We start from the raw sequence: 14854 nt of genomic DNA, 5'->3' as shown, positions 1-14854 counted from the left end.
GGGATGAAGGGCACCGTGGGCGAGTTGGGAGAGTTCGGGCTGATCAGGGAGCTGACTTCCCGACTCACCAGCACCCCGGCGGTCCGCCTGGGGCCGGGGGATGACGCCGCGGTGGTCGCAGCGCCCGACCGACGGGTCGTGGCCAGCACCGACGTACTGCTCGAAGGGCGGCACTTCCGCCGCGACTGGTCCACGGCGTACGACGTCGGCCGCAAGGCGGCGGCGCAGAACCTCGCGGACATCGCCGCCATGGGGGCCGTGCCCACCGCGCTGCTGCTCGGCCTCGTCGTCCCCGCGGACCTCCCCGCGACGTGGGCCAACGAGTTGATGGACGGTCTGCGCGACGAGTGCCAGGTCGCGGGCGCCGCGGTGGTCGGGGGCGACGTGGTGCGCGGCGAGACGATCACCGTGGCCATCACGGCCCTGGGTGACCTGCGCAACCACGAACCGGTAACCCGCGCCGGGGCACGGCCGGGTGACGTCGTCGCCGTCACGGGCTGGCTGGGTTGGTCGGCGGCCGGCCACGCCGTGCTCTCGCGCGGCTTCCGCTCGCCCCGTGCCTTCGTCGAGGCGCACCGTCGCCCCGAACCCCCGTACCACGCCGGCCCGGCCGCGGCGGGGCTCGGGGCCACGGCGATGACGGACGTCAGCGACGGCCTGGTCGCCGACCTCGGACACATCGCCGAGGCCAGCAAGGTCCGTATCGACCTGAGTTCCGCGTCGATAGACATTCCCTCGCAGATGTCGGACATCGGCCAGGCGGTTGGCGTAGACCCGCTGCAATGGGTGCTCAACGGCGGCGAGGACCACGCGATCGTCGCGACCTTCCCCTCCGACGTGAAGCTGCCCGCGCGCTGGAAGGTGATCGGCGAGGTCCGTAACCCGTCGGCGCTGCCCCAGGTGACGGTGGACGGGGCGCCGTGGGCCAAGGCCGGCTGGGACCACTTCAGCGACATCGAGGAATCGGCAGGAAGCTGAAGCCGAGGCCAAGCAGGCTGGGCGAGGTCCCATGGGGCCCCGCCAACCGGGCTTCCCGAGCACGCTGTCGGCCGCCGGCGGGGCCGGCTCAACTCGCGCCCGAAGCCGGCACTGGGCCTGGCGCCGTAAACCGGGTGCGGGGCGCCGTTCCGGGTGTGCGGTGCCGTGTCGGCGCGGGTCGGGTATGCGCGGGCGGCCCTTGCCCGCGCGGGGCGGCTCCGTCCGCCGCCCCGTCACGCCGGTGCGGTACCTCCGTGGCGTACTCCGCACGTCGGCAGGCGGCATGTTGGCGCGACGCGACGCCGGTACGTCGCGATGCCCCATCCCGTCACTCCGATTCGCCGCCCCGTCCTGCCGCCCCGTCTTGCCGGTGCGAATTGGCGTCTGGAGCGGGGAGGGGGCAGCTCGGTTCAGCGTGGCCTGAACTACCTGGTCGAGCGGGTTGAGCCAACGAGCCGTGAGGGGGCCGAGAGGCCCGCGAGTGGCGCGGCGTAAATTCGATGGCATGACCACTGACACCCCGGGTGCTGGCCCCGTCCCCACCGCCGTCCCGCCCCGTGTCCTGACCGTCGCCGGGTCCGACTCAGGCGGCGGGGCGGGCATTCAGGCCGATCTCAAGGCGATGCTGGCTCTCGGCACGCACGGCATGAGCGTGCTCACCGCGGTCACGGCGCAGAACTCCCTGGGCGTACAGGGGGCGTGGGAGCTCCCGTTGGAGGCGATCCGGGCCCAGTTCCGCTCCGTCGTCGATGACATCGGCGTCCAGGCCGTGAAGACGGGCATGCTCGCCTCACCCGCGATCGTGGAGACCGTCGCGAGCCTGCTCGCGGACCTCAACACGTCCGTCATCGTGGACCCCGTCGGCGTCTCCAAGCACGGTGACGCCCTCCTGGCCGCGGACGCGCTCGACGCCGTACGCACCAAGCTGCTCCCGGTCGCGACGGTTGCCACACCCAACCTGGACGAGGTCGCGCAACTCACCGGCGTACGCGTGACCACCGAGGCCGACATGCCGCGCGCCGCCGCGGCCATCCTGGAGTTCGGGCCCCGCTGGGCCCTGGTGAAGGGCGGCCACCTCCGGGGGGATGCGGTGGACCTGCTGACGGACGGGGCGGAGGAACACTGGCTCCGCTCCCCGCGCCACGACAACCGCCACACCCACGGCACGGGCTGCACCCTCGCCAGCGCCATCGCCGCCCACCTGGCCCACGGCATGCCGGTGCCGGAGGCCGTCGCGGCGGCCAAGGAGTACGTCACGGGGGCGATCGAGGCCGGCTTCCCGCTGGGCGCCGGCATCGGCCCGGTCGACCACGCCTGGCGCTGGCGCTGAGCCGTCGCCCCCCTTGTGCCTCGGCGCGAGCGAACAGGCGGTGCGGCAGCCGGCTGCGTGCCGCCGCATCCGCGCGAGTCGAGCGCGCCACGGGGCGGCGAACATCCTGGCACGGAGCACGGAGCACGGAGCACGGAGCACGGAGCACGGAGCACGGAGCACGGAGCACGGAGCGGCGGCTCCATTGGACGCGGAGCACGGAGCGGTGATCCTGCCCGGGGGCACGGGGCACGGGGCACGGGGCACGGGGCACGGGGCGGCGGCTCTGGCCGGAGTGCCCGTACACGAGCAGGCGACGGAGCCCGTGAGGCGGGGCTCGGGGCGCCCATAGGCAGGGTGATGCAACAAAAAAGCCGGCCCGCACGAATGCGGGCCGGCTTTGGCAACCGGCTGGCTGCGCTACGACGGGAACGTCAGCGCGCGACCTTGCCGGCCTTGATGCACGAGGTGCAGACGTTGAGCCGCTTCGGCGTCCGACCGACCACAGCGCGCACCGTCTGAATGTTGGGGTTCCAACGACGGCGAGTGCGGCGGTGCGAGTGCGAAATGTTGTTGCCGAAGCCCGGCCCCTTGCCGCAGACGTCGCAGTTGGCAGCCACGGGTCACTCCAAAGACTTCAGATGCACTTACGGTGAGTTCCCGGTTCGTCGAATCAATAGCTGATCGGCATCACCGGGGGGATTTGGCCCGACCTGATCGGGCAACCGGAGCAGCATACAACGACCGCTCCCGTACAACGAAACTACCATGGCTACCTCGGCCCCCGCCCCAGACGATCTCCGCGAAGCGCGACTACCCTGCGGGCATCCGCGCTGCCACCCAGCACCGTCCAAGGAGGCCATAGGTGCCGCACACGTTCGACGCCGAGGCGGTACGTACGTGGTGCGGGCTGGCACTGGAGGCGTTGGGGCGCGCCCGCGAGGGGATCGACGCCATCAACGTCTATCCGGTCGCGGACGGTGACACCGGCACCAACCTCTACCTGACCGTCGAGTCCGCCGCGCACGCCGTCGGGGCCGCCTTCAACGGCCACGCGGCCACCGGTACCGCGTCCAGGCCGAGCCTGGGCGACGCGATAGGAGCCATGGCGCACGGGGCGCTGATCGGCGCGCACGGTAACTCCGGCACCATCCTGGCCCAGATGCTGCGCGGGATGGCGGACGTACTCGCCGAGCAGCACGAGGCGGGTGATGCGGCGAGTGAGGCGCGAGACGCGGGTGACGTGCGCCACGCCGGTGGCGCTGTCCTGTCGCGCGCGCTGCTCCGCGCGGCCGATTCCGCCCGGAACGCGGTTGCCCGCCCCGTGGAGGGCACGGTCCTGACGGTCGCTGCCTCGGCGGCAGCGGCAGCGGCCCGAGCGGCGGGTGTCCCACCCACGGGGCACGGGGCGTCGGCGCCGCGCGGGTCCGAAACGGGGCACGGGGCCGCGACGGGGCAGGGAGCCCGCGCGGGGCAGGGGGCCGCGGCGGGGCACGGTGCGGAGCGGGCCGCGGCGTACGGGGCGGCTACGGCGAGCGAGGACGGCGCGGTTCCGGGGGCGCGGGGCACCCCCGCGACGCGGTCTCCCGCCGCGCCCGTCGGCGCCGTGGCACGGGCCGCCTACGAGGGCGCCTGCGCCGCTCTGGAGGCGACCACCGGCCAGCTCGACGTACTCGCGCGGGCCGGCGTCGTGGACGCGGGCGGCTACGGCCTGGTCACCGTCCTCGGCGCCCTGGCCGAATCGCTGACCGGCGAACGCACCACGGCGCCGACCAGCCCGCTTCGGGCGGTCCCCGGCAGCCACGCCCTCGGTCCCGGCCGCCCCGACGCCGAACCCCGCGAACGGCGCCGCCCCGCCGCCCCACCGGGCTCCCTGCCCCCGGCTGAACGGAGCGCCGACGCCGACGCTCCGTACGATGCCGCCACCTCGGAGCGCGCGCCCGCCGACGGAGGGCACTCGGGCCAGCCCGCGGGATGCGACGGCGAGCCGATCACGGGCCCCGCCTACGAGGTGATCTACCTCCTGGAGGCCGACGACACCGCCGTGGCCCGACTCCGTGGGCGCCTGGACGCGCTGGGCGACTCCCTCGTGATCGTGGGCGGCGACGGGCTGTGGAACGTGCACGTGCACGTCGATGACGCGGGAGCCGCCGTGGAAGCCGGCATCCAGGCGGGGCGTCCGTACCGGCTCCGCATCACGCACTTCGGTGCCGCGGCCGAGCGCCGGCTGAAGCGGGAGGCCCCGCCCGGGGAACCCAAGCGCACTGACGGGGCACGGGGCACGGGGCACGGGGCACGGGGCGAACGCGCCGCGCGCTCCGTGGTCCTGGTCGTTCCGGGCGACGGACTCGCCGCCCTGTGTGCCGAAGCGGGCGCGACCGTGGTCACCGCGCGCCCCGGGGAGCCGCCCGCCAGCGGCGAACTGGTCGACGCCATTCGGCGAGCGCACGCACACGAGGTCGTCCTGCTGCCCAACGACGCCGAACTGCGCCACACCGCCGCTGCGGCTGCCGCGCAGATGCGCACGGAAGGGGTGCGCGTCGCGCTCATCCCGACCCGCTCCGTCGTCCAGGGCATCGCCGCGCTCGCCGTTCACGAGGAGGACCGCGGGTTCGACGAGGACGTGGTGGCGATGACCTCGGCCGCGGGCGCGACCCGCTACGCCGAACTGGCCGTGGCCGAACGCCAGTCATGGACCATGGCCGGGGTGTGCCAGGCGGGTGACGTGCTGGGCCTGATCGACGGCGACGTGGTCGTCATCGGGGCCGACCTGCTCGCCACGGCGCGCACGGTGCTCGACCGCATGCTGGCGGCCGGCGGCGAGATGGTCACCCTGGTGCTGGGAGCCGGCGTGCCGAACAGCCTCGCCGAACGGCTGGAGGAACACGTACGGGAACGGCACCTGGCGGTGGACACGGTCAACTACCGCGGCGAGCAGCCGTCGGCCCCGCTGCTCATCGGCATCGAATAACCGTCGGGCCGTCCGCGTCCCGAGCTGGCAACGAGGCGACTGACGTGGCCCCGTACCGCTCACGCGTGAGCCGTGCGGAGCCACGAGGCGACCGCACCCTGCCGGCGTCCCGCCGCCCCCCAACGGGCCGATCATGCCGCCGGAGCACGGAGCACGGAGCACGGAGCACGGAGCACGGAGCACGGAGCACGGGGCACAGGGCACGGGGCACGGGGCCGAGGGGTGGCCGTCCCCCTGGGGCGACCATCGGCGCGACAGTCGGCGGGGAGACCCGGGCGGGGCCGCCGCGCGGGGGGTGCGACGGGCCGGTGGTGGGGAGTGTCGCGCGCGCTGTCAGTGGTGTGGTGTGCAATGGATCGCGTGCCCGCGCTCGATGAACCCCTGAAGAAGATCGTTGGCGGCAACACCGCGAAGGTGATGGCCGCCCACCTCGACCTGCATACCGTCGGGGACCTGTTGCACCACTACCCGCGCCGGTACGCGGAGCGGGGCGAGCTGACTCGGCTCGCCGACCTGCCGTTGGACGAGCACGTCACGGTGGTCGCGCGGGTGGCCAAGGCGACGAAGAAGACGTTCAACCACGGCAAGGGCGTGCGGCTCGAAGTGGTGGTGACCGACGGTAGCGGGGCGCTGACGCTGGTGTTCTTCGGCCGGAGCGTCTTCCACCACGAGAAGGCGCTGCTACCGGGCCGCAGCGGAATGTTCGCCGGCAAGGTCTCGGTGTTCAACCGCACCCGGCAGCTCTCCCACCCCGACTACGAGCTACTGGACCAGGACCACGAGGGCGACGCGGCAGGCGCGGTGGACGCCTTCGCGAACCAGTTGTTGCCGCTGTACCCCGCCTGCAAGCAACTCGCGTCCTGGCAGCTCGCCAAGTCCGTCGACATGCTCCTCGACACCATGGAGGCGACGGGTTGGGAGGGCGTGGTCGATCCGCTGCCCCCCGCCCTGCGCGAGGGCCGCGGCTTCGAGACGCTGCCTGAGGCCCTGCTGAAGATCCACCGGCCGCGCACGAAGGCCGACATCGCGGCGGCCCGCGACCGGCTCAAGTGGGACGAGGCGTTCGTGCTCCAGGTGGCCCTGGCGCGCCGTCGGCGCGCCGAAGCCCAGCTCCCCGCCGTGCCCCGTGCCCGGCGCCAGGACGGACTGCTGGACGCCTTCGACGCCAAGCTGCCGTTCACGCTCACCGAGGGCCAGCGGCGGGTGTCCGCCGAGATCCTGCGCGACCTGGCGGCCGAGCACCCCATGCACCGGCTGCTCCAGGGCGAGGTCGGCAGCGGCAAGACGTTGGTGGCGCTGCGCGCCATGCTCACCGTGGTGGACGCGGGAGGTCAGGCCGCGATGCTCGCGCCGACCGAGGTGCTGGCCCAGCAGCACCATCGCTCCGTCGTCGAGATGATGGGCGACTTGGCTGAGGGCGGCCTGCTCGGCGGATCGGAGAACGGCACCAAGGTGGTGCTGCTCACCGGCTCCATGGGAGCCGCGGCCCGCCGCCAGGCGCTGCTCGACCTGGTGACCGGCGAGGCCGGCCTCGTGATCGGCACCCACGCCCTCATCGAGGACAAGGTGCAGTTCCACGACCTTGGGTTGGTGGTGGTCGACGAACAGCACCGGTTCGGCGTGGAGCAACGTGACGCGCTACGGGCCAAGGCCGACCGCCCCCCGCACCTCCTGGTCATGACGGCCACGCCCATCCCGCGCACCGTTGCCATGACCGTCTTCGGCGACCTGGAGACCTCGGTCCTGGACCAACTCCCCGCGGGTCGCTCGCCCATCGCCAGCCACGTGGTCCCGGCCAAGGACAAGCCGCACTTCCTCTCCCGCACCTGGGAGCGCGTACGGGAAGAGGTGGAGTCCGGGCACCAGGCGTACGTGGTCTGCCCCCGCATCGGCGACGAGGAGGACGCCCCCAAGGAGCGCAAGGGCGCGAAGTCGGGGCAGCGCGGGGCCGGGAGCGCGGCGGACCCCGCCGTGGAGTACGACGTGGGCGGCGCGGAGGGGACGACGGAGGGCGCTGACGGGGCGGGGGAGCGTCGGCCCCCGCTGGCGGTGCTCGACGTCGCCGAGCAGCTCACCAAGGGCGCGCTCAAGGGGCTGCGCATCGAGGCGCTGCACGGGCGCATGCACCCCGATGACAAGGACGCGCTGATGCGCCGGTTCTCCGCCGGCGAGGTGGACGTGTTGGTGGCCACCACCGTGATCGAGGTCGGCGTCAACGTGCCCAACGCCACAGCCATGGTGATCATGGATGCGGACCGGTTCGGCGTATCTCAGTTGCACCAGTTGCGGGGCCGCGTCGGCCGTGGCTCCGCCCCGGGCCTGTGCCTGCTGGTCACCGACATGCCGGAGGCCAGCCCGGCGCGGGCCCGGCTGGGCGCCGTCGCGGCGACGCTGGACGGCTTCGAGCTGTCCCGCATCGACCTGGAGCAGCGGCGCGAGGGCGACGTGTTGGGACAGGCCCAGTCGGGCGTCCGCTCCAGCCTGCGCATGCTCACCGTCATCGACGACGAGGAGATCATCGCCGCCGCCCGCGCGGAGGCCGTGGCGACCGTCACGGCCGACCCGGAGTTGGAGCGGCTGCCGGCGCTGCGTACCGCGCTCGACGCCCTCCTGGACGCCGAGCGCGAGCAGTACCTCGACAAGGGCTAACCGTCCCGAGCAGCCCACTCGCCGGCCGCACGCCACTTACGTCCGGCATGCCGGTCCCGTTTACCCAGCACCCACCCTCCAACGAGGCTCGGCACCCGCCAGCACGCCATCCCCCGACCCCCGAACCGCGGCCAGCGCCGCCCACCGTCCCCCGCGCCACGGCACCATCCCGCCGGAGCACGGAGCACGGAGCACGGAGCACGGAGCACGGAGCACGGAGCACGGAGCACGGAGCACGGAGCACGGAGCACGGAGCACGGAGCACGGAGCACGGAGCACGGAGCACGGAGCACGGAGCACGGAGCGGCGATCCTCACCGGGGGCACGGGGCACGGGGCACGGGGCACGGGGCACGGGGCACGGGGCACGGGGCACGGGGCACGGGGCACGGGGCACGGGGCCGTGCGGCCCTGAGGGGGCTGCGGCGAGCTCCCGCCCCGCTGAAGTCGCTCCGGCCCCGCCGGGCACGGGCCCCGCCGGGTGCGGTCCCCGAGTCGTCCGTTGGCTGACGCCATATCGTGGGGGAGCGGCGGCCGATCACGGCCACCGTTCTCCACCACCACGAAGGGCCGACCAACAGATGACCCGCGTGATCGCCGGAGCTGCCGGCGGGCGCCGTCTCGCCGTACCCCCGGGCACCGGTACTCGACCGACCTCGGACCGGGCGCGCGAGGGCCTGTTCTCCACCTGGGAGTCGCTGCTCGGCTCGCTGGCCGGGGGACGGGTCCTCGACCTGTACGCGGGCTCGGGCGCCGTCGGCCTGGAGGCGCTCTCCCGTGGCGCGGAACACGCCCTCCTGGTGGAGGCCGACCCCCGCGCCGCCCGGGTGGTCCGCGAGAACGTACGCACCCTGGGCCTGCCCGGTGCCGAGGTGCGGGCGGGCAAGGCGGCACAGGTCATCGCCGGCCCCGGGCCGGAGCAGCCGTACGACGTGGTGTTCCTCGACCCGCCGTACGCCGTCACCGACGACGAGCTGCGGGAGATCCTGCTCACACTCTCCGGCAATGGCTGGCTCGCGGCACAGGCGCTGGTCACCGTGGAGCGGAGCACCAGGGGCGGCGAGTTCCGGTGGCCGACTGGTTTCGAGGGGCTACGGGCTCGTCGCTACGGGGAGGGCACGCTTTGGTACGGTCGCGCCGCTTCACGCAGCACCGCCACGACGACACACCACAGCGCGTCATGACCGCACTGGAGAGCGAGGAACCACTCTTGCGCCGCGCCGTCTGTCCGGGGTCCTTCGACCCCGTCACCAATGGACACCTCGACATCATCGCCCGCGCCTCGAAGCTGTACGACGTCGTGCACGTCGCCGTGATGATCAACAAGTCAAAGCAGGGGCTCTTCACCGTCGACGAGCGCATCGACCTCCTGCGCGAGACGACGGCCGAGTACGGGAACGTCGAGGTCGAGGCGTTCCACGGGCTCCTCGTCGACTTCTGCAAGCAGCGCGACATCCCCGCCATCGTCAAGGGCCTGCGCGCCGTCAGCGACTTCGACTACGAGTTGCAGATGGCCCAGATGAACAACGGCCTGTCCGGCGTGGAAACACTGTTCGTGCCCACCAACCCCACCTACAGCTTCCTCTCCTCCAGCCTGGTCAAGGAGGTCGCGGCCTGGGGCGGCGACGTCTCCCACCTGGTGCCGCCGCTCGTGCTCCGGCGCCTGACGGAGCGGCTCGCCGAGCGCTAGCGGGCTGACGGTTTGTCAGGAGGTGTCGGGCGGGAGCCCACTGCCCGTACAGTCGGTCCCGTCCCGACCCTTCGGCCTAGAGAGTGCGAGCACCCAAGGTGGACGTGCAGAAGAAGCTCGACGAGATCGTCGGCACCGTCGGCAGCGCGAAGTCCATGCCCATGTCGGCCTCCTGCGTGGTGAACCGGGCCGAGCTGCTCGCCAAGCTCGAAGAGCTGCGGATGGCGCTGCCCGGCTCCCTCGCGCAGGCCCAGGAGGTGATCGGCGACCGGGACCAGATGGTCGCGGCTGCCCGGCAGGAGGCCCAGCGCATCATCGAGTCGGCGCACTCCCACCGCGGCTCGCTGATCTCCCAGACCGAGGTGGCCCGCCAGTCGCAGGAGGAGGCCGACCGCATCCTCGCCGAGGCACGCCGCGAGGCGGAGGAGATCCGCGCCGAAGCCGACGACTACGTCGACAGCAAGCTGGCCAACTTCGAGGTCGTCCTCACCAAGACCATCGGCTCCGTCGACCGGGGCCGCGAGAAGCTCCTCGGACGCGGCCCGGGTGCGTACGGCGACGACGAGAACGGCCAGTACGACCAGGCTCCCGAACGCAGCGCGGACCCGGAGACGCTGCGCCACCGCGCGGACGAGTACGTGGACGCCAAGCTGGGCGCCGTGGCCGCCGTGCTCGCCAAGACCCTGGAAGCGGTCGGCCGGGGCAGGCAGAAGCTGCTCGGTACGGAAGAGGACGAGCTGGGCGCGCACATGGCCGCGCAGGACGCCGCGGGCGCCGCCGGCCTCAGCACCAGCGACGACGACTACCTGGCCGACCTCGCCACCAGCCAGCACGTCGCCGACCCACGCGTCCCCGCGCCGGCCCCCGCTCACGCGCCGGCCCCGGTCCACCAGCCACCCATGCCCGCTCAGCAGCCGATGCTTCCCCAGCAACCGCCCGCCCCGCCCGAGGCCCCGGCCCAGCCCGAGTACGCGGACTACTACGCCCAGGCCGGCTACCAACAGGACGCCTACGGCTACCAGCAGCAGTACGCCCAGCAGGACCCGTACGCGGCGCAGCCGACGCACGACTACCAGCAGCCGGTCGCCGCCGCGCCCCAGCCCGCCGGCGACTACGGCTGGCAACAACCCCAGCACGGCTACGACCCGCACACCGGATACGCGGAGCCCCAGCCGCTCGACGGTCACCAGCCACCGCAGCCGCCCCGCGCGGCCGGCACCCCGGCGCTGGACGAGACCAGCCTCTTCGACACCAGCATGATCAACCTGGACCAGCTCCGCCAGTACGAACAGGGCCGCTGAGCCACACCGCCGCCGGGCTGCGGCGCCCCAAGGCTCCGCACCCCGCGCGGCCGGCGAAAGCGCCGCGCGACGCCCCTGCACGCCGTGCCCCCTATCCCGTGTTCCCCAAGGGCGTCGCCGCCCCGTGCCCCATGCCCCGTGCCCCGTGCCCCGTGCCCCGTGCGAGATTCAGCGCTCCGTGCGCGCGCTCCCGCAAACCGCGCGTCGCTCCTAGGCTCCGCGCGGCGCTCCGTGCGCTACGGCGAGCCAGCCGGGCCCCGAGCCCGTACGCCGGAGCACGTACGAGGCGCCCCTGCGCGCTCACGTTGCGCCCCGGAGCGCACGCGAACCTCGGAGTGAGCTCCGGGGCGCAGTGCCAGGTGCCCGGCGCAGAGCAACCGGCACCGGGGCGTACGCCGGTGGCGCGCGTGTGATCCTCGGCACCGCCGTGCGGGGCGGCGCGTGTGCCGTGCGGCGTCGACGTACGGTGACCTCGGGGGAGCGGCAGGGTCGATTGGTGCGGATTGGGTCTACGGCGACCCGTCCAGTATCCTGGCTCTTCGGCCGCACGTATATCCGCGATTCCGGCTGCCCACTTCGTCTCGTAGCAGTGCTGCGAGGAGGGACGCCCGTGCCGCAGCGTAGAAAGCAGGAAGCCCTGAACGCCCGTCTTGACCACCGTTCCCCCCTCGTGTTCGACACACGGGAGCTGGGGCGGAGTCCTGGTGCGCTCAAGCGGCTTTCGCGCTCGATCGAGGCCCCGGGTGATCTCGGGATCGAGATGATCGGGGTGCGCAAGGGTGCGACCGTGGAGCTCGACCTCCGACTGGAGTCGGTCATGGAGGGAGTGCTCGTTACGGGCACCGCCCGTGCACCGCTCACAGGGGAGTGCGTAAGGTGTCTGGAGCCGCTCGGGCGTGAGCTCGAAGCGGAATTCCAGGAGATGTACTCCTACCCTGACGCCGACGACCGGAGCCGCACAGCGGATACCGGCGACGACGCCGAGGAGGAGGACACACTCTTCCTCGAGGACGACTTGTTCGACCTTGAGCCCGTGCTGCGGGACGCGGTGGTGCTCTCACTGCCGTTGCAGCCGGTGTGCCAGGAGGACTGCCCTGGTCTGTGCCCCGAATGCGGAGTACGGCTGGCGGACGACCCGGACCACCATCACCAAGAAGCCGTCGACATCCGTTGGGCGGCACTGCAGGGACTCGCTGAGACCGTCCAGGACGGCGAGAAGGACAACACCCCTCGCGCTAGCGGGGATGACCCACAGGAGAAGTAGCCGTGGCTGTTCCGAAGCGGAAGATGTCGCGCAGCAACACGCGCCACCGCCGGTCGCAGTGGAAGGCTGCGGTCCCCACCCTGGTGGCGTGCGAGCGCTGCCACGAGCCGAAGCTGCAGCACATCGCGTGCCCGAGCTGCGGCACCTACAACCGCCGCCAGGTCCTCGAGGTCTGATCGGCGGGTGACAGGCTTCATGTCAGACGCCAAGACGCCGCTCCGCAAGCGCGGGGAAGAAACAACGGCGACGGCAGACACGGCCTCGTCTCATACCGTTCTGGAAGGGCGGCTCGGGTATCACCTTGAGTCCGCCCTTCTAGTGCGTGCGCTCACGCATCGCTCCTTCGCGTACGAGAACGGCGGGTTGCCCACCAACGAGCGGCTGGAGTTCCTCGGGGACTCCGTGCTCGGCCTGGTGGTCACCGACACGCTGTACCGCATCCACCCCGACCTGCCCGAGGGCCAACTGGCCAAGCTGCGGGCCGCGGTGGTCAACTCGCGCGCGCTCGCCGAGGTGGGCCGCGGCCTGGACCTCGGCGCGTTCATCCGGCTCGGCCGGGGCGAAGAGGGCACGGGCGGCAGGGACAAGGCATCGATCCTCGCCGACACCCTGGAGGCGGTGATCGGCGCGGTCTACCTCGACAAGGGCCTCGACGCCGCCGCCGAACTGGTGCATCGGCTCTTCGACCCGCTGATCGAGCGTTCGTCGAACCTCGGCGCGGGCCTGGACTGGAAGACCAGCCTGCAGGAGCTGACGGCCACCGAGGGACTCGGCGTGCCCGAGTACCTGGTCTCCGAGACGGGCCCCGACCACGAGAAGGTCTTCACGGCTGCTGCTCGCGTCGGTGGTGTCGCGTACGGCACCGGCACCGGCCGCAGCAAGAAGGAAGCCGAGCAACAGGCGGCCGAGGCCGCCTGGCGGGCGATCCGTGCGGCGGCCGACGAGGCCGCCGCCACCGCCGCCGTGGAGGAGGCGTCCACCGACGGCTCCGGGGCGGACGGTGCGACCTCGGACGGGGCGGCCCTCGACGGCGCCGCCGCCGCTTCGGCACCCGGCTCCGCCGGGAAGGCTGAACCGACCGCACGGTGACCAGGCGCGGTACGCCGCCGCCGAGCGCCGTACCGCACGCGTCCAACTGTGTTCGACGGGCCCACCGGTTCACCGCCGGTGGGCCCGTCGCGTACGCCCCGTCGGCCGCGCGCCTTCGCTCCCCGTGCCGCGTGGTACGGCCCGACCATTCCCCGACCCGTGTGACGGGTCCCGACCTCCGCGGAGGAACACGTGCCGGAACTGCCCGAGGTCGAGGTCGTCCGCCGCGGCCTGGAGCGTTGGGTCACCGGGCGCGTCATCGCCGAGGTGCAGGTCCTGCATCCCCGTGCGATCCGCCGCCACCTGGCGGGCCCGGCCGACTTCGCCGACCAACTGATCGGGCACCACTTCGCCGCGGCCTGTCGGCGCGGCAAGTACCTCTGGTTGCCGTTGGACGCGGTGGGCGCCGACGCCACGGCACCCCCGGAGCACCCCGTACGGGCTAACGCGGGACTCGCCGACGGGGCGACGGGGCACGGGGCGACGGGAGACGGAGCGCTGCCGACGGAGCACGGGGCACGGGGCACGGGGCACGGAGCGCCGGGCCCTGCGGACGGAGCCGTCGACGGTGCGACGGGGGGCGAGGCCACGGGTCGGTCCGTCCTCGGCCACCTCGGCATGAGCGGCCAACTGCTCGTCCAGCCGGAAACCGCCGCGGACGAGAAGCACCTGCGCATCCGGGTCCGGTTCGCCGACGCGGCGGGGACCGAACTGCGCTTCGTCGACCAGCGCACCTTCGGTGGCCTCTCCCTGCACGACCAGTTGCCCGGGGCTCCCGACGGGCTGCCGGACGTCATCGGCCACATCGCCCGCGACCCACTGGACCCGGCCATCGACGAGGCGGCGTTCTACGCGGCCCTGCGCCGGCGCCGCACCACCATCAAGCGGGCGCTCCTGGACCAGTCGCTGATCAGCGGCGTGGGCAACATCTACGCGGACGAGGCGCTGTGGCGCGCCCGACTGCACTTCGACCGCCCCACGGCGAGCCTCACCCGCCCCCGGGCCTTCGAACTGCTCGGCCACGTCCGCGACGTCATGCGGGCGGCCCTGGCCGTGGGCGGCACGAGCTTCGACAGCCTGTACGTGAACGTCAACGGCGAGTCCGGCTACTTCGAGCGCTCACTGGACGCGTACGGGCGCGAGGACGAGCCGTGCCGTCGCTGCGGCGCGCCGATGCGCCGCAGCCCGTGGATGAACCGTTCCAGCTACTTCTGCCCGCGCTGCCAGCGCCCGCCCCGCGCCGTGGCACCCCGAACGGCAGGCAGCGGCCCGACCACCTAGCGCACCGTGGCCACCCGCCCCCGCTCCGTCCGCGTTCGCTCTCGGCCCCACTCGCACGCTGCGGCTGCGGAGCGGCGGCGCGCTGCGCCGTAGCGACAGGCGGAGCCCCCGGCGTGCTCCGCGAGCGCGGCCCCCGCGTCGGTCCGCGCGGCTGGTGACAGCGGGTACGGGGTACGGGGCCGCGACCGCTGCCCCGTGGGGCGCACTCGCGGTGGTGTCGCGCCGTACGGGGGCGCGGGCGCCCGCTCGTACGGAGCCGTGCTCCCGGTGGGTCGGCCGGCGCGGTGCCCGCGACCCGTGTGGGCCATCGGGAGGGCCCGGGT

General features: G+C 73.1%; 12 protein-coding genes. 11 read left to right on the top strand and 1 reads right to left on the bottom strand.

Annotation, left to right across the window (positions count from 1 at the left end; genetic code table 11):
- Positions 1-3 precede the first annotated feature (3 nt).
- On the top strand, positions 4-978 hold the full coding sequence (locus AC3CHW_RS08150) for a thiamine-phosphate kinase (protein WP_176164333.1): 975 nt from the start codon (positions 4-6) through the stop codon (positions 976-978).
- Between the two features lie 505 nt (positions 979-1483).
- A complete protein-coding gene (gene thiD / locus AC3CHW_RS08145) occupies positions 1484-2308 on the top strand; it encodes a bifunctional hydroxymethylpyrimidine kinase/phosphomethylpyrimidine kinase (RefSeq protein ID WP_488470023.1) in 825 nt (274 codons plus the stop codon).
- Positions 2309-2721: 413 nt separating this feature from the next.
- Here the strand turns inward: thiD and rpmB are convergent, their stop codons facing one another.
- On the bottom strand, positions 2722-2907 hold the full coding sequence (rpmB, locus tag AC3CHW_RS08140; protein WP_014628431.1) for a 50S ribosomal protein L28: 186 nt from the start codon (positions 2905-2907) through the stop codon (positions 2722-2724).
- A 245-nt stretch (positions 2908-3152) separates the two neighbouring features.
- Between rpmB and AC3CHW_RS08135 the strand changes: the two genes are divergently transcribed.
- The 9 genes from AC3CHW_RS08135 to mutM all read left to right on the top strand — a co-directional run bounded on the left by AC3CHW_RS08135 (position 3153) and on the right by mutM (position 14531).
- Positions 3153-5258: a DAK2 domain-containing protein gene (locus AC3CHW_RS08135; RefSeq protein WP_488470022.1), complete on the top strand. Its 2106-nt coding sequence runs from the start codon at positions 3153-3155 to the stop codon at positions 5256-5258.
- 351 nt (positions 5259-5609) lie between these two features.
- The gene (gene recG, locus AC3CHW_RS08130) at positions 5610-7907 is read left to right on the top strand and encodes an ATP-dependent DNA helicase RecG (RefSeq protein ID WP_488470021.1); all 2298 of its coding nucleotides are present in this window, start codon (positions 5610-5612) and stop codon (positions 7905-7907) included.
- A gap of 580 nt (positions 7908-8487) precedes the next feature.
- Positions 8488-9090, top strand: a complete 603-nt coding sequence (gene rsmD / locus AC3CHW_RS08125; RefSeq protein ID WP_488470020.1) for a 16S rRNA (guanine(966)-N(2))-methyltransferase RsmD — start codon at positions 8488-8490, stop codon at positions 9088-9090.
- A complete protein-coding gene (gene coaD, locus AC3CHW_RS08120; RefSeq protein WP_187063303.1) occupies positions 9087-9596 on the top strand; it encodes a pantetheine-phosphate adenylyltransferase in 510 nt (169 codons plus the stop codon). Before rsmD ends, coaD begins: the two co-directional genes overlap by 4 nt.
- A 98-nt stretch (positions 9597-9694) precedes the next feature.
- Complete coding sequence (locus tag AC3CHW_RS08115) at positions 9695-10897, top strand: DivIVA domain-containing protein (protein ID WP_488470999.1); 1203 nt, start codon at positions 9695-9697, stop codon at positions 10895-10897.
- 670 nt (positions 10898-11567) lie between these two features.
- Entirely contained in the window at positions 11568-12161 is a 594-nt protein-coding gene (locus AC3CHW_RS08110) for a YceD family protein (protein ID WP_232110265.1), read from the top strand.
- A 2-nt stretch (positions 12162-12163) separates the two neighbouring features.
- Positions 12164-12337, top strand: a complete 174-nt coding sequence (gene rpmF, locus AC3CHW_RS08105; RefSeq protein ID WP_065965136.1) for a 50S ribosomal protein L32 — start codon at positions 12164-12166, stop codon at positions 12335-12337.
- A 19-nt stretch (positions 12338-12356) separates the two neighbouring features.
- Positions 12357-13250: a ribonuclease III gene (gene rnc / locus AC3CHW_RS08100; RefSeq protein WP_488470019.1), complete on the top strand. Its 894-nt coding sequence runs from the start codon at positions 12357-12359 to the stop codon at positions 13248-13250.
- Positions 13251-13442: 192 nt separating this feature from the next.
- Positions 13443-14531: a bifunctional DNA-formamidopyrimidine glycosylase/DNA-(apurinic or apyrimidinic site) lyase gene (mutM, locus tag AC3CHW_RS08095; RefSeq protein WP_488470018.1), complete on the top strand. Its 1089-nt coding sequence runs from the start codon at positions 13443-13445 to the stop codon at positions 14529-14531.
- Positions 14532-14854 lie beyond the last annotated feature (323 nt).

It is taken from the genome of Streptomyces sp. MGP-BFMKR1, from assembly GCF_057766585.1.
Note: the sequence above shows the minus strand (reverse complement) of the source record. Positions and strands in the feature narration are given on the sequence as shown.